The organism is Cellulophaga sp. L1A9 (assembly GCF_009797025.1).
Taxonomy (GTDB): domain Bacteria; phylum Bacteroidota; class Bacteroidia; order Flavobacteriales; family Flavobacteriaceae; genus Cellulophaga.
In genome coordinates, this window is the sequence record NZ_CP047027.1 from 4,465,883 (window position 1) to 4,488,666 (window position 22,784).

The 22,784-nt window shown below is 32.8% G+C and carries 18 protein-coding genes; 7 read left to right on the forward strand and 11 right to left on the reverse strand.

The window, feature by feature from the left end; all coding sequences use genetic code 11:
- Positions 1-132 precede the first annotated feature (132 nt).
- On the forward strand, positions 133-1,302 hold the full coding sequence (locus GQR94_RS19570; RefSeq protein WP_158978424.1) for a flavohemoglobin expression-modulating QEGLA motif protein: 1,170 nt from the start codon (positions 133-135) through the stop codon (positions 1,300-1,302).
- An 11-nt stretch (positions 1,303-1,313) separates the two neighbouring features.
- Here GQR94_RS19570 and GQR94_RS19575 read toward each other — a convergent pair whose 3' ends face one another.
- The 4 genes from GQR94_RS19575 to GQR94_RS19590 form a co-directional block, all read right to left on the reverse strand.
- Positions 1,314-3,350 carry a DUF4139 domain-containing protein gene (locus tag GQR94_RS19575; RefSeq protein ID WP_158978426.1) on the reverse strand — a complete coding sequence of 679 codons (2,037 nt, stop codon included), beginning with the start codon at positions 3,348-3,350 and terminating at the stop codon, positions 1,314-1,316.
- 116 nt (positions 3,351-3,466) lie between these two features.
- Positions 3,467-3,880 carry a thiol-disulfide oxidoreductase DCC family protein gene (locus GQR94_RS19580; RefSeq protein WP_158978428.1) on the reverse strand — a complete coding sequence of 138 codons (414 nt, stop codon included), beginning with the start codon at positions 3,878-3,880 and terminating at the stop codon, positions 3,467-3,469.
- A gap of 156 nt (positions 3,881-4,036) precedes the next feature.
- The gene (locus GQR94_RS19585; protein WP_158978430.1) at positions 4,037-5,911 is read right to left on the reverse strand and encodes a tetratricopeptide repeat protein; all 1,875 of its coding nucleotides are present in this window, start codon (positions 5,909-5,911) and stop codon (positions 4,037-4,039) included.
- A 585-nt stretch (positions 5,912-6,496) separates the two neighbouring features.
- On the reverse strand, positions 6,497-8,644 hold the full coding sequence (locus GQR94_RS19590) for a cation:proton antiporter (protein ID WP_158978432.1): 2,148 nt from the start codon (positions 8,642-8,644) through the stop codon (positions 6,497-6,499).
- 648 nt (positions 8,645-9,292) lie between these two features.
- On the opposite strand from GQR94_RS19590, the gene GQR94_RS19595 reads away from it, so the two are divergent.
- Positions 9,293-9,694, forward strand: coding sequence for a DUF4890 domain-containing protein (locus GQR94_RS19595; RefSeq protein WP_158978434.1), 402 nt, complete (start codon positions 9,293-9,295; stop codon positions 9,692-9,694).
- 463 nt (positions 9,695-10,157) lie between these two features.
- Complete coding sequence (locus GQR94_RS19600; RefSeq protein WP_158978436.1) at positions 10,158-11,006, forward strand: universal stress protein; 849 nt, start codon at positions 10,158-10,160, stop codon at positions 11,004-11,006.
- A gap of 308 nt (positions 11,007-11,314) precedes the next feature.
- Here GQR94_RS19600 and GQR94_RS19605 read toward each other — a convergent pair whose 3' ends face one another.
- The gene (locus GQR94_RS19605) at positions 11,315-13,492 is read right to left on the reverse strand and encodes a DNA mismatch repair protein MutS (protein ID WP_158978438.1); all 2,178 of its coding nucleotides are present in this window, start codon (positions 13,490-13,492) and stop codon (positions 11,315-11,317) included.
- Between the two features lie 181 nt (positions 13,493-13,673).
- On the opposite strand from GQR94_RS19605, the gene GQR94_RS19610 reads away from it, so the two are divergent.
- The 3 genes from GQR94_RS19610 (at position 13,674) to GQR94_RS19620 (ending at position 16,077) form a co-directional block, all read left to right on the forward strand.
- Positions 13,674-14,723: a DUF6340 family protein gene (locus tag GQR94_RS19610; RefSeq protein WP_158978440.1), complete on the forward strand. Its 1,050-nt coding sequence runs from the start codon at positions 13,674-13,676 to the stop codon at positions 14,721-14,723.
- A 48-nt stretch (positions 14,724-14,771) separates the two neighbouring features.
- On the forward strand, positions 14,772-15,437 hold the full coding sequence (locus GQR94_RS19615) for a uracil-DNA glycosylase (RefSeq protein ID WP_158978442.1): 666 nt from the start codon (positions 14,772-14,774) through the stop codon (positions 15,435-15,437).
- 235 nt (positions 15,438-15,672) lie between these two features.
- Entirely contained in the window at positions 15,673-16,077 is a 405-nt protein-coding gene (locus GQR94_RS19620) for a response regulator (protein ID WP_158978444.1), read from the forward strand.
- 8 nt (positions 16,078-16,085) lie between these two features.
- Here GQR94_RS19620 and GQR94_RS19625 read toward each other — a convergent pair whose 3' ends face one another.
- The 6 genes from GQR94_RS19625 to GQR94_RS19650 form a co-directional block, all read right to left on the reverse strand.
- Positions 16,086-16,937 (reverse strand): substrate-binding domain-containing protein, encoded by an 852-nt coding sequence (locus GQR94_RS19625; RefSeq protein WP_158978446.1) that lies wholly within the window; start codon positions 16,935-16,937, stop codon positions 16,086-16,088.
- Positions 16,938-17,807 carry a nucleoside phosphorylase gene (locus GQR94_RS19630; protein ID WP_158978448.1) on the reverse strand — a complete coding sequence of 290 codons (870 nt, stop codon included), beginning with the start codon at positions 17,805-17,807 and terminating at the stop codon, positions 16,938-16,940.
- 1 nt (position 17,808) lies between these two features.
- Positions 17,809-18,741, reverse strand: coding sequence for a DUF1835 domain-containing protein (locus GQR94_RS19635; RefSeq protein ID WP_158978450.1), 933 nt, complete (start codon positions 18,739-18,741; stop codon positions 17,809-17,811).
- Positions 18,742-18,815: 74 nt separating this feature from the next.
- Positions 18,816-19,145, reverse strand: coding sequence for a translation initiation factor (locus tag GQR94_RS19640; RefSeq protein ID WP_158978452.1), 330 nt, complete (start codon positions 19,143-19,145; stop codon positions 18,816-18,818).
- 20 nt (positions 19,146-19,165) lie between these two features.
- Positions 19,166-19,612, reverse strand: coding sequence for a DUF1572 family protein (locus tag GQR94_RS19645; protein ID WP_158978454.1), 447 nt, complete (start codon positions 19,610-19,612; stop codon positions 19,166-19,168).
- 4 nt (positions 19,613-19,616) lie between these two features.
- Positions 19,617-20,567 carry an isopenicillin N synthase family oxygenase gene (locus GQR94_RS19650; protein WP_158978456.1) on the reverse strand — a complete coding sequence of 317 codons (951 nt, stop codon included), beginning with the start codon at positions 20,565-20,567 and terminating at the stop codon, positions 19,617-19,619.
- 121 nt (positions 20,568-20,688) lie between these two features.
- Between GQR94_RS19650 and GQR94_RS19655 the strand changes: the two genes are divergently transcribed.
- Positions 20,689-22,665 carry a thiamine pyrophosphate-dependent enzyme gene (locus GQR94_RS19655; RefSeq protein ID WP_158978458.1) on the forward strand — a complete coding sequence of 659 codons (1,977 nt, stop codon included), beginning with the start codon at positions 20,689-20,691 and terminating at the stop codon, positions 22,663-22,665.
- Positions 22,666-22,784: the final 119 nt, after the last annotated feature.

Genomic DNA, 22,784 nt, shown 5'->3' on the forward strand with positions numbered 1-22,784 from the left:
GTTTTTTAAGAGGGATCAATTCTGAAATGAGACCCTATTTTTTTTAGCTAAACTAATTAACGAAAAAATAAAAGTCCAAAAAATGACTCAGATAGATTGATTATCTTGCGGCGTTTTTAATACCCATAAAAAATGAATGCAAAGGACTTAGTAGACTTACAAAGAGCGAATGAATCTTTGTTTGAAATAGATGCTAATTTAAACCGATTGGTTAAAAAAATTGAGTTATTAAGTTATTTAAATCCGTTAAATACAGAAAAGGAAAAACAACGTTTTTTTGCTTCAAAATATACTGAAGATCCTATTCTTAAGTATCCAAAAATAAAATTTCATCCCTATAAATTACACCGAATGTTGTTTTCGCAACGTTTGGAGCGTATTACAGATCAAAAGGTACAAAAGCTTTATCAAGATATCATTTATTACTATTCTAACATGGCGCAATGCATACAAACCATTGGTGAACCTAAGAAATTTTACTATAATTCATTACGACTATACGGAACGCCAACAGAGAAAGATGTACAAAACGCACAATTTATTTTGCACCACTCTAATGAAGCAGAAAGAGCTGATATGGAAAAAATCTATTCACCGGATGACGCTAAGGCTTATTTTGATGAATTTTCTAAGTTGTATGACTTTCCTTTAAACATAAAATTATCTACGGCTATTGCTGCAGATGCTATGGTAAGCAATAGCACACAAACCTTACTAATAAAGAAAAATACGAAGTTTAGCAAAAACCAATTATTAACATTGGCAAATCATGAAATTGGAGTGCATTTAGTTACCACATACAACGGAATTGAGCAACCTTTAAAGATATTTTCAAATGGTTTTCCTCGTAACGTAGAGACCCAAGAGGGGCTTGCTGTTTTCAGTGAATACATGAGTGGAGCGCTAACGCTTGAAAGACTCAAGACATTAGCATATAGAGTATTAGCTAGCGATAGTTTAATCAAAGGTTACAGCTTCTCAGATACTTTTGATTTGATACATGGCAGCTACAAACTTAATAGAAATGATGCTTTTAACATCACCATGAGAGTACACCGAGGTGGTGGATTTACAAAAGACAGGTTATACCTAAGTGGATTAAAAAAAATCTACAAACGCCACCAAAGAGGCGAAGGAATGGACACATTATTGACAGGAAAAGTAACTATGGATTATGAAGCTGACATTGTAAATCTTCAAAATTTAGGATTGGCCAGCCCTATAACCCATAGAAATATTGCTTTTAAGGAAAATAAGAATGAGAACACAACACTCGATTTTATTTTGAATCACTTAAAATAGCGTGTAGTAGCCTATAAACTTATACTGCGTTCTTTTGGATGTTTTACCTGAAATGAAAATTGGTGTTTGCTTTCTTGCTTTGAGGCTAAATTTAGCTCCCAAGTAAGCAAGCCCTTTTCTTCATCATAGTTAGCATCATTGACAATAACATCTTCGATTTTAATTTCTTTATTGGCTGAAACAGGAATACGGTCCATTAAAATTAGTTTTACCGCTTCCGCTTTATTATTTTTCACTTCTAAATTGTAAGTTCTGTCCACAATTCTATTACTTCCAGTAAAAGATTTACTCTTAAAGTTTTTATCTTGTTTTCTAGTTACAGAAATGGAGGCATCAATGCCTAAAGAAACTGTCATTTCTTTGTTTATAGCATAAGGATCAATGGTAGTTTTCCCGGCATAGCCACCATTAAAGTAAATATTAGCTTCACCTGGAAGCAGGTTTAATTTCTCCCAATCTTTGAATCTAGCCGTAAGAAAAACATTTTCATTAATTATTGGAGCTGCAAAAAACTCATAGACCGCATCAAGCTTAAATGTGTTAATTTCTATTGCCGTAATATCCCCATCACTTACTATGGTATATGGACTTTTAATTACAAATTTGGTACTGGTTACATTATCCTCTGTAAAACTCTTATTCGTGGTAATTACGATAACTCCGTTTACAGCTCTAGAGCCATAAATTGAAGTTGCAGAGGCATCTTTTAAAACTTCTATGTTTTGTATTTCATTAGCATCCAAATCACCCTCTTCAAATCCTTCCATCGGAACACCATCAATAATATACAAAGGTTGTGTAGCCTCTGTAACTCTAGAGACTCCTCTAATACTAACTCCGGATACGCGCCCTTTTAGAACGCTGCTCATGTCGCTATTTTGCGTTCCATACCCAACAACTACAACTTCATCTAAGGCTGAGGAGTCTTCTTGTAATCGAGCATTAATAATGGAGGAGTAAATAGGTACTTCATCTTGTTCAAATCCTATGTAAGAGAACACTAACTCTTGACCACTACTAATTTTTAGTTTATACTTCCCGTCTAAATCAGTTTGTGTACTCACAGCGGTTCCCTTGATAATTACAGTACAACCCGGCAATACCTGTCCTGAAGCATCTGTTACAATACCGGTAACCGTTCTCACCGTTGGGTTATAAGAATACTTGTGTTTTTTTGAAGGTGTGTTGTAATTTTTACGCATTCCAAAATTCAGATAATCAGTGGCTAGCTCTGGTTTAATAGAAAAATTATTAGGATTCCCTGTTGAGAGCGTTATGGCAACATCTTCCCAATCTGCACCAGTATGTTGATACACGTGTGCTTTGTAGGTTAACCGTATAGGGTCATTAATCTTGTTAGATTTTAAATCATAATTCGGAATCCATCCGGCATCAGATACATTATATTTTAATTCTAAATTCAATTGTACGCCAATAGGAGTTTCAAATAGAATACTTATTTCTCCTTTAGGTTCAGAAGGTGTCGCATTTAATTCAAGGTGTTGTTTTTCAACACGTTGCAAGTCTTCACTTAAAACATTTATTTTAATAATCGTAGTGTATATTTCATTCTTAATTGCTGTAATTCGCTCTCTATAATAGGTACTTATTTGCTTTACTTTTTCTAAATCTACAGCTTGATGTTCTGAATTGAGCAAACGGTTGCCATTAATAACTTTCTCTTCTTCTTCTAAACCTAATATTAGATTTTTAAGCAAACTTATTTCTAATTCGGTAGCTTTTATAGCTGTAGTTAATGCGGTAGATTCTTCATTTGAAACCTTGGCGTCTAAATAATTTATGTCATAAGAAATAGACAAAATAGAAGCTCCTTTTAGTCCTGAAATTTGAATGCTGCTTTCATCAATTTTAGGAGATAACCCATTAAAAATAACTTCCGTAGTACCTTCTTTCAATTGAAAATTAGAAGTTCTTGAAACCTCTGCACTATTTAAAAATACGGTAACCGATTTTATTTTAGAAGGTGTTTTATCTGCTGCTAATAGGGTGATAGGAAAGAAAATAAGAAATAGCACTACATGTTTCATGTTGTGTTGGTTTTAGATTTAAAGTAAACCTAACCAGAACCAAACATAACTTAAAGGGGCGTTGAGTAAGCTTCTTTTAGAACTTAGTAAACGCTACTTCTTACTGAGTAAAGCTATTATTCTAGAAACTTAGCTTTTAATTCAGCAGTGGGTATCATACAAGCGTCCTGTTTACCGTACCATTTGTATCTATTTTTAGCAACATAATCATAAATAGTGTCTCTAAATTTTTCTGGAATCCATTCCAATACAGATAATAATGACCATAAACCCCCAAAGGATTTTCCAATATTTAATGCCGCTGTAGATTTAGTGTAATACGCAATTCCCGGTTCTATTAAAATTATAGAGTCTACCACTGTAGTGTCTATGTGTCTTTCTTTAGCCAGTTTTTGTCCTATTTCACTTTGTAATGATGCAAAACGGAATTCGTCTTTCTTATCGTACTTAATAATTGTATGTATTGAAGAGTTACACAAATTGCAAACACCATCAAAAAGAACAATCTTATGAAAATCATTTACTTGCATACGTTTATTATATCAATCTAAATTTTACTCAAAGATAGTGTATGGGGATATATTTTTTATATCCAAAAAAGGTCAATTAAAAAAAGACCACACACCAACTAGGTTTGTAGTATTCAAAGTATTGAAAACGAAATTGAATTATATATAATCTTACAGTTATAACGAATTTAAAAAACTTCCTAAATCAATATCTTTATCTAAACTTAATTTCTTTTTTAACCGGTATTTAGACTTTAAAATGCTGTCTGGAAGCACATTAAATATTGCTGCTATTTCTTTAGTAGATAAATTCATTCTTAAAAAGGCAGCAAGTCTAATTTCCTTTTCCGTAATATCTGCATAAATTCCTTTTAGCTTAATATCAAAATCATTATGAACATCTGCAAAGTAGGATTTAAACAACTCCCAATCTTTGTCGTCTGAATTTTGTTTTTTTAGAAGAAGAAGAATTCTTCTAAACTGTAATTTAAATTTATCAGGATCATTTTTTAATTCCTTTAAATCTTCAATTAAATCTTGATTAAAAGTGTTTTTTTGTGCTAAATGAACCGTCAAGCTTGCCAACTCTTTTTGTTTATATTCGATTTCTTTTTTGTACAGAAGATCGAGCTTTTTTTGATTTGATTTACTTTTTCTCAGGCGTTGTCTAAAAATAAAGAACAGTAATATTGACAAGGAAACCCCTGAAAACATTCCTCCAGCATAAAGACTTTTGGTTAAAGTATCTACTTTAGATTTATGTTGTAAATTCTCTATTTCTTCTTTATTTAAGGCGAGTAGTATTTGTTTGTTTTCAGTCTCATAGATAGTTTTTAACTCCTCAATTTGCTGTATTTTTTTATGGTTAAAAATGCTGTCTTTAAATGTTTGATGTGCTTTTAAATCATGCAATGCCATTTGAGGGCTTTTTAAAATTTCATAGGCACTAGATCTAAGTTTATAGCTTTCCATTAAATAATCTAAACGCATGGAAGGTGTCGATTTATTAATAGCTTCATCTAAAAATGAAATTGCTTTATCAGGATCATTTAAATCCATATGCAAGCGCCCTAGTTCTATAAGAACTGCAATATGATTATAAGTAAGACCTTCTTTGATGTGAAAATATAAACTCTCTCCTAAATACGCCTTAGAAGCTTCAAAATTTTTCATTTCTCTATACGTTGAACCTATATTGGTATACACCATAGCTTCATTTGATTTAAGTCCAAAATTTTTAGCAATTTCTAAACTCTTAAAAAAATACTCTAAAGCCGTATCATAGTCTTTTAATGCCGCCAAAGAGGTGCCAATTTGCAAATACATATTAGCTTGCCAAATGTTATCATTAACCGCTATATATACTTCTAAAGCTTGATTATAATAGGGTATAGATTCCTCGTAATTTCCTGTATTGTATTGTATTTCTCCTAATCTAGCAATAATATCCGCCCTAGAAAGCGGATCTGCATTTAAAGAATCTATGCTCTTTAATGCTTGTATGTACAATTGCTGAGAGCGTTTAAATTGCCCATTGCTTAAATACACGCTAGCTATATTTCCTAAACAAATATTTACCAGCTCCACTTCCTTATTCTTCTTGAATAGAATTTTAGCTTCTTCAAGCATTTCTAATGCTTCACTTTTTTCTGCATCTAAACGCTTAATATCGGCCAATTCTAATAAGCTTTTTGCATAAAAAACCTCTTCATTTAGCTCTTTTGAAAGTGTCATTGCTATTTCATGATACTTCACGGCAGCATCTAGTTGGTGTAATGCCCGGCAACTAATTGCAGATTGATAGATCGCTTTAAGTTGTTTCTTCTTATTCTTAATTGTATTCGCAATTTTATAGGCTTGCAAAGAATACTTCAAAGAGGTTTCAGGATTATTATAAAGTAAAATTAAATACAGCGCTTCAAGGGTTTCTATTTTATCGATCGGATTGCTTTTACCCTTTAAAACTTTTTCTAAACTATCTACTTTCCTTTCTATTTGTCCATAAGAAATTGCAAAGAAAAGTATGGTAAATACCATTATAAAAACTTTCATAACTAGAATTAAACAATTTATAGTTGGAATAATTTAAATAATAGGGGGAGTATATTTTTCATTCTGAAGTTCTAAGATAGCGGTTATATGCTTTATAATTAAATAAAACATCGGAAACCCTTTTGAACAAATGTCCTTTTCTTACGCTTAAAACCATCTAAATCATGGCAACAAAAAAAATCGTAATACACTGTAATTAATAGCCGTAGGAGGTTATTAGACGGTAGCTTTATAGCAGTCATTTTAAGACATTTGTTCTAGGGATATCTTACCACTGTCCATACTTTGTCTATAGCATTTATTTGGGTTCAGCTCTAATTACGTCTAGTTTTCACAATGCTGATCTTGAAATAGCATAAAAGTAGTAATGGGAATCAAATTAAACTCTAATTCTTATTTTACGGGCCTTATTAACTATCATAATCTACAACAAAGAAGAGATCTGGTAGTGCATCGCTACTGCAAATGATCTTAAAACGGGTGTCAGAAATGGCAATGGAGGATTTCCGTTTTCCAAATCACTTATTTTTTAACTTTTTTTATTTCTATTCTTTAACTTGTTGTGCTGGTTTCTTTTTTCGTTTGCTATTTGTGTGTAAAAAGCTTAGCTATAGTTTTGCTAATTTCCTCTAGTTTTTCCAAGGGCTCCATTAAACTAGGGTTCGTAACATTTATCTTCTGCATCGTATTTAGGGATGATTGCATGGGATAAATTAAAATACAACTTGTCTTTTTAAAATAAGTATTCAAATAAGTCGAAATTTTACTCATATTTTTATGGTAAGAGAGCTGTTCTTTTCTACTCAAAACAATAATTATGTTGTCGTCTTTGAAAGAAGTTTTAGCTATAGTCAAAAAATTATCCCAGTCATTAAACGTTTCAAATGAACATTCAATAGGATATTTTTTTTTAATATCTTTTATAAATTTTAAAGTGTTTTCATTTCCATAAAAAAGGAGTTTAGCACTGGTATTTCTGGCGATGTTCCACACTTTCAGTAACCAAAAAGGAAAACCTATTTCTTTTTCCGCATTTTCAGGCACAATAACGATATGCCTTTTTATAGTAGCGAGAGGTTGAACAGGTTTATAAATTAAAGTGGTGGTGCTACTTTTAGTTAAAATACCTTCTGTAAGGTTTCCTAAAAATGAATCGGAAATACCTTTATGAACATGGAGCCCTAGAATTAAATCGGTTATAGCGTGTTCTTTTGTAACGCTAGTAATTCCATTTATTAAATTGATGTCATAGCGCAATAGTTCATGTAATTTGGTGTCTGTCGCGGCTGCAGCTACCGCTGCTTTACTTAGTATTGTTTTCGCTAGTTTATCTGCAGAACCATTAGTCTTACTATTATCAACCATACTTAACGCATACAAGCCATCTCTGTTGCTTTTGGATTTGATGGTGATTCCTAAATTAATGAGTTCATCAATAGTATCAATATTACTGATAGGAATTAATATTCGTTCTAGATGATCAGTTTCTTCAGGTAAAGCATCTGTATGTTCTAAAAGGGCAATATTTTGAGCACCTTTTTGAGCTACAAAAGAAGCGATAGTACATGTAAACAGAATCATAAGTATTGTTCCATTCAGAATAGTTTCGTTTAATAAACGCACCGGCTCGCCAGATGGTTTTTCCCCAAGAATTATAGAATATCCAACCAATACTGCTGCTAATGTTGCTGCTGCTTGGGCATTACTTAATCCAAAAATTAATCTACGTTCATCTGAAGAAAAACCATAAATTTTTTGTGTACACCATGCAGCAATAAATTTTGCAAGAGTTGCAATAAAAATCATGATTGCCGCAACTTTAATTGTTTCAAAATCTTTAAAAAACACACGGTAATCTATAAGCATTCCCACCCCAATTAAGAAAAAGGGAATAAAAATAGCATTTCCAACAAACTCCACTCTATTCATTAAAGGAGAGGTGTGGGGAATAAGTCGGTTTAAGGCTAAACCAGTTAAAAAAGCTCCTATAATAGGTTCTATTCCCGCCAGCTCTGCTAGACCAGCCCCTAAAAACACCATTACTAAAACAAAAATATATTGAGAAACATTATCATCAAATTTTTTAAAAAACCATCTTCCGATAATAGGGAACAGGAATAGCACAATGAAACCAAAAATTAGTATGGATACTGATAATCGAATCCAAAATTGTGCATTTACTTCTCCTGTTGTCATTCCTACAATAACTGCTAAAACCAATAAAGCTAGGGTATCAGTAATCATTGTTCCGCCCACCGTTATGTTTACAGCTCTATTTTTGGCAACACCAAGTTTGCTAATTAATGGGTAAGCAATTAGGGTATGAGATGCAAACATACTAGCAAGTAAAACAGCTGTTTGTGTAGAAAATTCTAGAATATAAATCCCACATAAAGTACCTAATGTCATAGGAATACTAAAAGTAAGTAAACCAAAAACTATACTTTTTTTACTATTTTTTTTAAAGTCAACTAAGTCTATTTCTAATCCTGCAAGAAACATGATATAAAGTAATCCGGCTGTTCCAGATAGTATAATTCCACTATCTCGTTCTATTAAGTTAATTCCATTAGGGCCAACTACAGCACCTGCGATTATTAGCCCAAGAAGGTGTGGTATTTTAATTTTGTTTAAGATTATTGGAGCAAACAAAATAATCACCAATATTAAAAGAAATTTTAAAACAGGATCTGTTAATGGCAGCGATGTTTCAAATATGTTTAATACTATCATAACTTAATTTATAGAATGGAATATTAATAACTCACTCAATATTTGAGTAATTAACGTGGGGGAGTGTTTAAAAAAACGTTCTATTTTTTATTTGAATGCATTATAAACAAAGATCATTCAAATAATTTTTCTGCTTCTAAATTAAGATAGTTTGGTAGTATAAATATAAATGAAACTATGAATTGTATGCTAATTAAATAATGAAAGCAATCATTTATACGGGTTGCTCAGTATTGCTTATTTTTTCTTAATAGAAATGTATTTTTAGATGGTATAATTTACTTTTTTTGCAATAATTTAATAATTAAGGCTAGTATTGTATTAATTATGCGAGCCAGTTTAATGAATATATTTTATAAAGTATTCATCAGTCTTTTCTCAAGTCAAATGCTATTTGTTGCATGCACATAATCAACTAAATTAGAAATTACTTCGCACTTATTTTTCATAAAATGCAAGAGTATAGGGTTTGTCTTTAAATGATTCCAAAGTACATTTTTCTTGATTTAACGCATGGCTCCATTTTTTATAAGTTTCCTAAAAAAGAGAACTAATGAAGGTATTTTAAATGGAATCTGAAATGAATAAGATTAAACCTTTTTATTAAATAAGAGTCCTACTAATAACAAATTATTAAAATATATAAAAATGAAAAAAATAATTACAGTAATCGTATTATTCATTGGTTTGAATGCCATGGCACAAAGAAGCGAAAGAAAAGACATTGATCCTGAAGCGTTTGCTCAAAAAAACACAGAAAGATTAACTAAAGAATTGGGCTTAAATGAAGACCAGCAAGCTAAGGTTTATGATATAAATCTTAGAAATGCTCAAGAGCGCACATCTAAAATGGAAGAGCGTAAAAGTGGCGAAAGAAAAAAACCGACCGAAGAAGAACGTGAAGCAAGAAAGACTGAAATGGAGGCTCAATTAAATGCTCATAAAGAAGAAATGAAAGCCATTCTAAATAAAGAGCAGTTTCAAAAATGGGAAACCATGCAAGAAAAAAGAGGTAATGGTAAAAGAGGAGCTAAAAAAATGAAGTCATAAACAGTATCCATAATTTTGAGTAAAGAAAAATTTCAGCGGGTTTAACTTTTTTATAGTTGGACCCGTTTTTTATGTCTAGTTAAGAACGGATTAAGTTCCAACCTTCAAGTAATATTCTAGCTGTCTATTTTTTTATACACTGCATTCATGCTAGACATCCTGATTTTTTAAGGGCATCCTGTTATGAATTCCATTTTATTACTAGTGTCTTCCCAATTTTACCATTTAGATCTTGAATAAGGGGAATGCTCTAAATACTGTTTTTAATTTCTAAGGGAAAGTGGAACAGTCTATTTCCAAAACAATTTCTACGTAGACTAGAATCATACAATTGTTTCTAATTTTCAAAATAGCTATTGAATTCTTGAATAATCCATAGTAATAAAATTGCTTAGATGACATCGGTCATTTCATGTGTATGAAATGAAGCTTAGCTTTGGAGTATACTTAAAATCATTCCAAAATGAAAAGAATATTAATTCCAACAGATTTTTCAAACAATGCCAATAACGCAATAAATTATGCCATTGAGCTCTACAAAAGAGAATCTTGTGAATTCTTTATTTTGCATTCTTACTATCTTACTGGATATTCCAAAAACAATCTTTTAAGTCCTGAACCTACCGACAAAAAATTAAATGAGGTAAAAGAGCTTGCAGAAAAAAACATGGAAAAGTTAAAGAAGCAAGAACGCTTTAATAATACGAACAATAATCACACATTTCATTTTCTGAATGAATTTGGATCTTTTAATGATGTACTCAAAAAAGTTGTTGAAAAAGAAGATATAGAGTTGATACTTATTGGATCGGAAGGAGGAAAAGACGACAAAAAATTAATTCAGGGTAGTAATGCCGTAAATACGATGGAGAAGGTTAGAAACTGTCCCGTGTTTGAAATTCCTGGTAACGTTATGTTTAAAAATCCAAACGAGATTGTGTTTCCTACCAGTTTTAAAACGCATTACAAAGAAAAAGAATTGGCAACTTTAATTGAAATTTCTCAATTAACCAGTGCACCCATCCGAATTTTGTATATTCAAAAAGATAAAGAATTTAGCAAAGAGCAAGCAGAAAATAAAGAGTTGCTGAATCAAATTTTAGGTACTACTAGTTTTACGCATCATGTATTATATAGTTCAGATATCCAAGAAGGTGTGCGCTCTTTCTTCCAAAGTCGCGAAAGCGAGATGATAGCTTTTATAAACAAGAAGCATAATTTCTTCGGTAGTATTTTCTCAAACCCAATGGTAAAAGAATTGGGCAATAACCCTAACATTCCTGTATTGGCTTTACATGATTTAAGAAACTAAAAAAATAGTAGTACACATTACTTAAAACATATGACAAGAGTGCTAAATTTTAAATTTCAAAAATAAAATTTTCATTAAAGTATCGCGAGACTGTTATACCATCTATAAAATGGTTTTACCACTCCTCAAGAATGAAATTATTTTATGAGACTTAGAAAGGTTACTCTTGTTATATGCTTTATAAAAGCTACAGCCATTAAAAAGCGTTCTGCCAGATACTATTACCCATAGTTGTCTACATATTTTAGAGCAAAATTTTATCCTTTGCCAATTTTATTATATTTTTTTAGAATGATCACTAATTCATTCTATTTCTTCTTTTTTGCCTCCACCAATTCTAATTGGTTTATACTCACATTGGTTGTAAAAATTCCGTAATTAACAATTGCTTTGTTTTTCTCCAATTTATCAATACTGCCCACTGCTTTCCCGTCTAACATTCGTACGCGATCACCAATTTTAAAAATAGGATTAGGCTTGTTCTTTTCGACATGCGCTTTTACCTTTTTTTCTTTCTTTTTTTCTTCTCGGATGACTTCTACTTTCTGAATCACCTCTTTTTCTACTTCAACCTTTTTTGCTTTTTCTATTTTAACTTGTTGCGAAGATTTCTTTTTACGCTTACTATTTTCTGTTTCTACAATCCGAAGTAATTCCGATACTAATGGTCGCTTCTTTTTATCTTGAAAATACTTTAATGATGCGTCATTAAGTTTATTCCCTAAGTAAATCATACGTTGACTAGAATCATACAATTCCTGATAATTCTCAAGCTTAGATTTTACTTTAGTGTTTAATTCTTCAAAACGTTGTGCTTCACTACGTGCTTTTGTTTCTTCTTCCCTTAGCTTAGTTCCTGTTTTCACCATAGAACTACGCTCTTTCTGTAATTTAGCAATCGTAGCATCAAAACGCACTTTACCGCTTTCTATTTTCTTTTTTGCTCGGTTTATTAAGCTATATGGAATTCCGTTTTTCTGTGCGACCTCAAAAGTAAAAGAACTTCCTGCTTGTCCTAATGCAAGTTGATAGGTAGGCTCCAAAGTGTTAGAATCAAACAACATATTTGCATTAGTAGCATGAGGTAATTCATTTGCCAAAAGCTTTAAGTTGGAGTAGTGGGTTGTAATAACACCATAGGAACCTCGTTCATAAAATACTTCAAGAAAAATTTCAGCTAATGCGCCCCCTAATTCGGGATCACTACCTGTTCCAAATTCATCAATTAAAAACAACGTTTTATCATCACACTTACGCAAAAAGTAGTTCATGTTCTTGAGTCGATAACTATACGTACTTAGATGATTTTCAATAGATTGATTGTCCCCGATATCTGTTAGAATTCTATTAAATAAGGTTACTTTACTACGTTCATGAACAGGAATTAACAATCCACTTTGAAGCATTACTTGAAGTATCCCTAAGGTTTTTAAGGTGATACTTTTTCCTCCAGCATTGGGACCTGAAATAACGATAATTCTATTTTCGTCATGAAGCCCTATGGTCTGTGGATATGTTTTTTCTTTTTTACGTTTATTTGTTAAATAGAGGAGTGGGTGGTAAGCATCTCTTAAATATAACTCATTAGTATCACTAAATTCTGGCAAGACCGCATCCATTTCCATAGCATACTTTGCCTTTGCTGCAGTAATATCTATGTGCGCTAAGAAATCTTGATATATAGACAGTTCAGGAATAAAAGGAGTAATATGTGCAGTTAGCGCTCTAAGAATGCGTTGAATTTCTTCTCGTTCTTCAAATTCTAAATTATTTAATTGGCGACTAAATTGTAAAGCAGCTTCTGGCTCTATATACACAATACTCCCTGTTTTAGAAGTACCCATAACGGCGCCTTTCACTTTTTTACGGTTCATTGCTTTTACGGCTAAAACACGACGGTTGTCTACAACAGATTCTCTAATTTCATCTAAAAAATCTGAAGCTTGGTACATGGTTAAGGCACGTGCAAAACTTTGATTTATTTTCCCTTTTAATCCATTAATTTCTGACCTGATAATCCGTAAATTATCTGAAGCATTATCTTTAATTTCTCCAAACTTATCAATCACAGCATCAATTTGTGCTGGGATCTCTACATTTAACTCTACATCTTCAGAGGCTTGAAAAAGTAATGGATAGTAGTCTTTAAATTTCTTTAAAAATTTTTTAAGCGTATTTACAGTGCTACAGATATTACCAATTTTACGAAAACCAGAGATTTCTATCGTAGCATTTTCAATTTTCAAAAGTTTCAACTCCTGATTTATAGCATCAAAACCGTGATTAGGAATCCGGTTATCATTGGAAAAGGAGGCTACATATTCAGAAGTTTGCCCTAAGTGGATTAGGATCAGTTCTTTTGATCTTAGCGGAACTATTTTTAAAGCATTTTCTTTACCTTGTTCGGTATTACAACGTGCCGCAATATGGTTTAGAACCGTATAAAATTCTAAATCTTTTAATGTCTTATCGTTTATCTTATTCATTCTTTTTCAAAGATACATTGAAAAAAATATTTCACTATAAATTCTAAAATTAATTCACTTTTCGTCTAACTAAAACTATAGCTACAAAGTATCGTATATGCAATAAAAAAAAGGTTTTGGAGTTTATTATACATCAGTTACGATACATTTTTGTAACAATATTAAACAGATTTATTATCGTATGAAAAATCAAATTAAACCCTTCCTCTATCTAGGTATAGCACTATTTATATCTGCATGTGCCTCCACCAATAAAATGACCATGGGGGTAACTACACCCGCAAAAGTGCACCTTTCTTCAGAGGTTAAAACCATAGGAATTATAAATAGAAGCGAACCTTCTAAAGGAAACAAAGGCTTAGACAAAATAGATCAAATACTTTCTGCGGAGGGCTTAAACCTAGATAAAAAAGGTTCTGAAGCCGCTATAAGTTCATTTGCTTCAGAATTAGAAATGATAAAAACTCTAGATGAAATTAAAATTCTAGAAAACATAGAAGAAGTTAAAAGCGGTTTGGGTGTTTTACCAGCAACTTTATCATGGGAAACCATAGAAAAGCTTTGTGAGGAATTTGACGTAGCTGTTATATTTTCACTAGCATTTTATGATACAGATACAAAATCATCATTTAAAGTAACCACAATGCCTCTTGAAAATAATCTAGGGGTTAAAGTAAATGTACCCGCACAGGAAGTAACTCTAAATACCCTTGTTAATTGCGGGTGGCGTGTATATGATCCCGCAACAAAATTAATACTTGATGAGAAAAATTACACTAAAGAAATGATTTTTCACGGTCAAGGTATTAATCCTTTAAAAGCTGTTGAAGCCGTAAAACAGCGTAATGAAACCATTCAAGAGTATAGTAGAAACGTGGGTATTGCTTATGCCCAACGTTTAATTCCTAATAAAGTAAGGATATCAAGAGAGTATTACATGTCTGGTACCGACAGTTTTAAAGTAGCACACCGTAGAGCCCTGACTGGCGATTGGGATGGTGCTGCCGAACTTTGGAAACAAGAATTAACTAATCAAGACTTAAAAATTCAAGGAAGAGCCAATTACAACATGGCCATTAGTAGTGAGATTGATGGCGATTTAGATCGTGCCATTGCGTATGCATCAAAAGCATACACGGACTCCAAGGATAAATTAGCATTAGATTACGTCAATGTTCTTAAATATAGAGTACAACAAAACAATGTGCTAGATCAACAGCGCTCCAACTAAAGGAGAAGTTTATATTTTGTTATTTTTGATTCCAAAACAAACGGAAATATGACTTGGAATATTCACAAAAGCTGGAAAGCGCACTTAGAACAAGAATTTAATGCGCCATATTTTAAAGAACTTACCACTTTTGTAACAGAAGAATACCAAGCATATACCTGTTACCCAAAACAAGAAGAAATATTTGCCGCATTTAATCATTGCTCTTTTGAAGAAACCAGGGTGGTTATCATTGGCCAAGATCCGTATCATGGACCAAACCAAGCCAATGGCTTATGTTTCTCTGTTCATGATGGTGTACCGCATCCACCTTCATTAAAAAATATCTTCAAAGAATTATCTACGGATATTGGAAAACCCTATCCCACATCTGGTAATCTAGAAAATTGGGCTAATCAAGGAGTCTTACTACTAAATGCAACGTTAACTGTACGAGCTCATGAAGCTGGGAGTCATCAAAATAAGGGGTGGGAAACTTTTACAGATGCAGTGATCAAAAAAATTAGCGAAGAAAAAACAGCCGTTATTTTTTTGTTGTGGGGAGGATTTGCAAAAAAGAAATCAAAACTTATTGACGAAAATAAACATCATATATTGACGTCTGGACATCCGTCTCCATTAAGTGCCAATAGGGGCTATTGGTTTGGCAACAAATGCTTTAGCACCACCAATAGTATTTTAAGAAAAATACACAAAGAACCTATAGCGTGGTAACTAAAATTTAATCCACCTAAAACCTCAGAAAATTCTAAATTTCATTTATCATATTGTTTGGTTTCTGTGTCAATTATAATTAAATTGTTATAAGTCAATAAGTTATTATAACTATTCCGAAGATTTAACGTCAAAATTATTAAGAATCTTTAAAAATTATGTAACTATCCATTATTTATTCCATTTAAAAATAAATTCTCAATATTTTTGACCCAACCAAAAAACACGAACCAAAATGAATTTAAAATCTATTTTACTTGTAGATGATGATGAATCTACAAATTTTATAAATAGTGTATTTATAAAAAAACTCGATATCGATGTAGATGTCTATAAAGCTTTAAATGGAGAAGAAGCCTTAGAGATTTTGGAAGAAAGTTCTGACGATTCTGACTTTTTCCCTTGTTTAATTACTTTAGATATTAATATGCCTATCATGAACGGTTGGGCATTTTTAGAGCGCTATAAAAAACTATCACCAAGCATCAAGAACAATTGCATTATTGTAATGACTACGGTGAGTGAAGATGATAAAGATTTAATTAGAGCAACAAATAATGAAGACGTAAAAGAATTTTTTCAAAAGCCTATGTCCGATGAAAAATTTAGTTCTTTACTAAACAAATATTTTATTTTATAAATATCGTACTAGCGCTTCAAGAGTAATGCTTCTGGTTGTAATTTTTTATCAATCAGGTCTAAATCAAATAAAGTATCCTGAACTTTCTTAAGTGTTGAATTTTTTAGTTCTGACTGGCTCCATTTTGTAATGGCTAGCCATTCTTTGATATCCTCTAACTTTTGACCATACGCATTAGCGAGCGTTTTATCTATGCTCGGAATATTCTTAAATTCTTCGGTATATAGATTAATTACCTCCGTGATATGGTGTATTAAACTGGTGTTTTCTGCTATAAACTTATCCGTAGCGGCTATTACAAAGCACGGCCAAGGTGTAGGGACATCATCAATTCGCCTAAATACTCCACGATCTACAACAGGTTTCGTGGTAAACCTTTCCCACAGGAAGTAATCCGCAGTTTTATTGGTCAAGGCATCAATAGCCCCCTCTAAATTATTAATTACTTCAAATTTCAATTTTTTTGGATCCCAACCTTGATTGTCAGCATTTACATATGCCATAAGGTGACTTCCGCTTCCAAACCTACTAATTGCTGCTGTGCTATCTTTTATGTCTGAAATGGTCTTATAATTACTAGCTGCTGCCACATGAATACCCCAAAGTAGGGGAGTAGAAATAAATTCTTGAACAATTTTTGCTGGATTTCCAGCAGAAATACTTTTAACAATACCTTCTGTTAGAATAATGGCTAAATCCGTTTCATCGGTTTCAAGCATTTGACACATTTTACCTGTGCCTTCAGGAATATCTGTCCAACTTAAATCAATACCCCGTTCTTTAAAAGCATTTTCTTCAATAGCCATATGCCAAGGAAGATTAAAATGTTCTGGAACACCAATAATTCTAACTTTTTTCATTTATTCCGTCAATTTTTTTAAAGCATATTCTATTAATTTTTCGGTAGCTGCTGTAGGATTTGTTAAAAACTCTCCAGTACTTCTATTTGCTAGAATACAATTTAACGATACCGCTCTATGTCCAAGTAATTTAGCCAAACCATAGATTCCCGAAGTTTCCATCTCCAGGTTGGTTATTTTTAAACCCTTATAGTCAAAAGAGGCTAATTTGGCATTTAGATTTTCATCTTCCGTTTTTAAGCGCAGTTTACGCCCCTGTGGACCATAAAAACCAACATTCGTTGCTGTAAACCCCTTGTGCATTTTATCAGACATAAACAGAGCGGCTAGGTCATGATCACAAGATACTACATAAGGCGTAGATTTATCTTTAGACCAATCCGTATGCTTCATAAAACTATTTTGTATCTCTTCATCTAAAATATGCTTGGCATCATAAAAGCGAAGCAAACTATCAAAACCAATAGCGCGCTCACTCAAGAGAAAATCACCAACTTCAATATGAGGTTGAATAGCACCAGTAGTCCCAATTCGTATAATATCTAGTTGTTTTTTTTGCTCATTAATGCTTCTGGTCTTAAAATTGATATTCACCAAGGCATCCAATTCATTCAGAACAATATCAATATTATCTGTTCCTATCCCTGTAGATATAACAGAAATTCGTTTTCCGTTTAAAGTACCTGTATGCGTATGAAACTCACGTTTTCCTTTCTTAACTTCTATAGTGTCAAAATATTTCGATACTCCAGCAACACGGTCAGGATCCCCAACAGTAATTACAGTATTTGCGATATCTTCTGGTAATATATTAAGATGATAAATGCTATTGTCTGCATTTAAAACTAGCTCTGATGGCTCTAATTGCATGCTATAATTTTAAAATTCTATTGGTATCTGTATTGTAAAGGAAATTGTATTTTAAAGCACCTCCTAAATAAAAATCATTCTCTTGAATGCAAGAATAATAACTGGTTTCTCCTTGTAAAATAAGTTTCCCCTTTTGAGATAATCGCACGGGATTAAATGAAGAAAATAGCGGTTTTAAGCGACCTAAAGCGCGTTGAAATTGTGTGTCCCCAAAACCTAAAATCCCTTGATTTTTAAGTAATATACTCATAAAATCTCCTTTATTAGCAGGCTTGGTGTCTACTGCTAATTGTAGCATATTAGATTCCATTTCATTAAGACCATTTTTTACAGATGGAAAACGATGTAAATGGGCCTGTATACTATCTCCTAAGTACTTAAATTGATAGTTATCAAAATCGGTAAGATTTTCTAAACGAATAGGGTTATCACTACAATACAATTGCCAAACATAATCTGCATATTCTATGTCATCTAAAGTAAGTACAATTTTATTTTTGTAAAGCTTTTTTAGCTTGGCGTCACTTAAATCATTTAACCCGTATTTTACACCACTTTTATCCTCATTACCACTACATACCAATGATATCTGTGCATATTTACGATGCGTTTTAAGCCAACTTATCACCGCCAACATATTTATCTGGCAAAACAAATCGTACTCAAACCATAATACAATTTCATCTTCCTTTTTGTGGTTACAAAGAGACCTGTATTCCTTTAAGGTCTTTTCTATGAAGATAGATTTTGATACCTTATAATTCTTGTTTAAAAACTCGAAGCGCGTTTTCCAGAAATTTTCACTACCAACATTACTTTCTGTTTTGCCTTCGCAAAGCATTTCGCGCCAAGTAATAATAGCACCAGGCACATCAAGTGTTTTTAGTTTATTCGTGAATACATCGCCGTTTGTTATGTGTAGTAGGGAACTCATTTAGGGGTGATTTAAAAATTAAGGGACATAAATGTACTATTAAAAGTAAAGTTAGAAAAGAGAATTAACAGAATTCAACCGCCAACACGTTTAACTTTAAAACCTTTTTCTTTTAAAATGATCATAATTTTATCTCTATAATCTCCTTGGATAATAATGGCATCATCTTTAAAGCTACCACCAACACTAAGTTTGGTCTTCAGTTCTTTGGCTAATTTTTTAAAATCTTCGTCAGCACCAGTATATCCTTCAAGGATTGTGGTCGGTTTTCCTTTTCTTTTTTCGTATTTACAAATAATGGGATCATCTTGCATCCAAATTTTTTCGCCAACAACTTTCGGAGTCGCAACTTTTTCTTCTTGATGATCTGGAAAAATGTTTTTTAATTGATCTTTTAAATCCATTTAAAAGGTGTTAAAGTATTTTATTCAAAAAAACGTCTGTGATAATTTACCTGCCCTAAATGATAGAATAGATGTGTAACTAAATGTGTTAAATAATAATCAATCGCTGTACTCTTTTCTCTTGAAAGAACAATTGGACTATCATTCTCTAAATCAGCTTCTTTAATAGTGGCTAACGATTTTTCTACTACTAAAATTGTACTATCGATCTGTTTTATTAAAACAGACCGACTCACATTATTAAGAGAAAACTCTGCTGGTCTGTCTCTTTTATATTTTGTTTCACCAAAGGGTACTCCAATAAATGCATTTAAGTTGCCTACAATATGCAAACATAAGTTTCCTGCCGAATTGGTAATATTCTTATCTACTTTCCATAAAGAAGCTTCCTCTTTATAGCTCTCAATTTCAGATTTAAGTTTTAATAGGTCTCGCTTGAATAGAACTTTTAACGTTTCTAAAGACATAGCGTTACTTTTTTATTAACCCTAATTCAATCAAACGTTCATGTAAAAACGCTCCTGCAGTGGTATCTTCATATAATTTAGGATGTTCCTCATCGATACAATTCTCTAAACAATTTAAAGGCATTTCACTTACAGGGTGCATAAAAAATGGCACAGAGTACCTAGAAGTTCCCCATAATTCTTTTGGTGGGTTTACCACTTGATGAATGGTAGATTTTAGTTTGTTATTGGTTAAACGCGATAACATATCACCCACATTAATCATTAATTCTTCTGGTTTAGCTATAGCATCTACCCATTCGTCTTTATGATTTTTTACTTGTAAGCCTTTTCCATGTGCCCCCATTAAAAGAGTTATCAGATTTATATCACCATGGGCTGCAGCTCGCACTGCATTTTTTGGTTCAGAAGTAATTGGTGGGTAATGAATAGGTCTTAGAATAGAATTCCCATTTTTAATATAATCATCAAAATAGGTTTCTTCTAAATTTAAATGCAATGCCAGAGCTCTTAAAACATACTTAGCTGTTTTTTCTAACATTTTATAGGTTTCTTCACCTACTTCATTAAACTTAGGAAGTTCTTTAACCAGTACATTATCAGGATATTCCTTTTCTAATTTTGGATTATCTACCACATACTGACCAAAATGCCAAAACTCTTTTAAATCGCCTTCTTTCCTTCCTTTGGCATGCTCTTTTCCAAAAGAAGTATACCCCCTTTGTCCGCCAATACCTTCTATTTCATAAGAGTCTTTAACCTCTTGTGGAAGTTTAAAAAATCCTTTTATCTCATCATATAGTCCGTTTACTAAATTATCAGACAAAAAATGTCCGCTTAATGCCACGAAACCTATATCTTCAAAAGCACTTCCTATTTCTTTTATAAATTTTTCTTTTCTCTTTGGATCTCCAGATACAAAATCTTGTAAATCTACACTTGGAACAACGCTCATATTATACATATTAAAAATCAAATTTAACTAAAAATAAGTGAACTCTCAATTGTTGAGAATGTTTTTGTTCTAAGCCAAATTGGTTACATTTATACTGCGATTTAAATCCGAACCAAAAGATATGCAGTACACGGACTATACTATCTCTGATCACACCAAAATTCAATTGTACAAACAACTTTTAGCACCCCGTATGATTGAGGAAAAAATGTTGGTTTTATTGCGTCAAGGAAAAATAACAAAATGGTTTAGCGGAATAGGTCAAGAGGCTATTTCTGTTGGTGTTACGGCTGCCTTGCATGATGATGAATACCTATTGCCCATGCACCGGAACCTGGGGGTATTTACAGCTAGAAAAATCCCTTTATCAAAATTATTCTCGCAGTGGCAAGGCAAATCTAATGGTTTTACGAATGGAAGAGATCGCAGTTTTCATTTTGGCTCTCAAGCGTATAAAATAATTGGCATGATTTCTCATTTGGGACCGCAATTAGGAGTAGCCGATGGAATAGCACTTGCTAACCTTTTAAAAAAGAACAAGAAAGTAACTGCCGTTTTCACAGGAGAAGGCGCTACAAGTGAAGGAGATTTTCACGAAGCTTTAAACGTTGCTTCCGTATGGAATTTGCCCGTTCTCTTTTGTGTTGAAAATAATGGATACGGATTATCTACGCCTACCAATGAACAATTTAAATGTAAAAATATAGCAGATAAAGGAATTGGTTATGGCATGGAATCTCATATCATTGATGGAAATAATATTTTAGAAGTGTTTTCTAAAGTAAGCGCCATTTGTACAGACCTTAGAGCGCACCCAAGACCTGTGCTTTTGGAATTTAAAACTTTTAGAATGCGTGGTCATGAAGAAGCTAGCGGCACAAAATATGTTCCACAAGAGGTATTAGAGACATGGAAAAAAAAAGACCCAATAGCTAATTATGAATCCTATCTTATAGCTTCTAACATTATTTCACCAGAAACCATGGCGCTGCTGAAAACAAAAATACAGCAAGAAATAGAGGACGAATTACAATTGGCTTATCAAGAAGAAGAATTACTCCTTGTTCCGGAAAAAGAAGTTCAGGATATCTATGCGCCTTTCCAATATAAAGAATACCCGCCAAACGCAACTACCGAAAACATCAGACTGGTAGATGCCATAGCTCAAAGTTTAAAACAAGCTATGGAAAAGCATGATAATCTAGTCATCATGGGTCAAGATATCGCGGAATACGGTGGTGTTTTTAAAATCACAGAAGGTTTTGTTGCGCAGTTTGGAAAAGAGCGTGTTCGGAATACCCCCATTTGTGAATCGGCTATAATTTCAGCTGCTATGGGACTATCTATTAACGGAATGAAAGCTATTGTAGAAATGCAGTTTGCCGATTTTGTAAGTAGTGGCTTTAATCCCATTGTCAATTATTTAGCAAAATCGCATTATCGATGGGCAGAAAAGGCAGATGTTGTTATTAGAATGCCCTGTGGTGCAGGAGTAGGGGCTGGTCCTTTTCATTCTCAAACCAATGAAGCTTGGTTTACCAAAACGCCAGGGTTAAAAGTAGTCTATCCTGCATTTCCTGTAGATGCGAAAGGGCTTTTAGCTACAGCAATTAACGACCCAAACCCTGTACTTTTTTTTGAACATAAGGCACTTTATAGAAGTCTATATCAAGAAGTGCCCACAGACTATTACACCATTCCACTAGGGAAAGCGGCATTGCTAAAAAAAGGTACGGATATTACTATAGTTTCCTATGGAGCAGCGATACATTGGGCGCTAGAAGTATTAGAAAGAAAGCCCCAAATAGAAGCAGACCTTATAGACTTGCGAACATTACAACCCTTGGATACGGAAACAATTTATAACTCCGTTAAAAAAACAGGTAAACTTATCATTCTGCAAGAAGATAGTTTGTTTGGCAGCTTAGCGAGTGAAATTTCTGCCTTAGTCATGGAAAATTGCTTTGAATATTTAGATGCTCCCGTGCAGCGAGTGGCAAGTTTAGACACACCCATACCTTTTTCTAAAACACTAGAAAAAAATTATTTACCTAAGGACAGGTTCGTAAAGGCTTTAGATGATCTTTTATCGTACTAATGAATAGTGCTAAAAATATATTTCATCGAATTAAAATATTCTGCATAATAATATGACCTTGCAGACGTTTAACAATGATTTAACACGTGCAATTGAACACTAAAATACGTTTTATACGT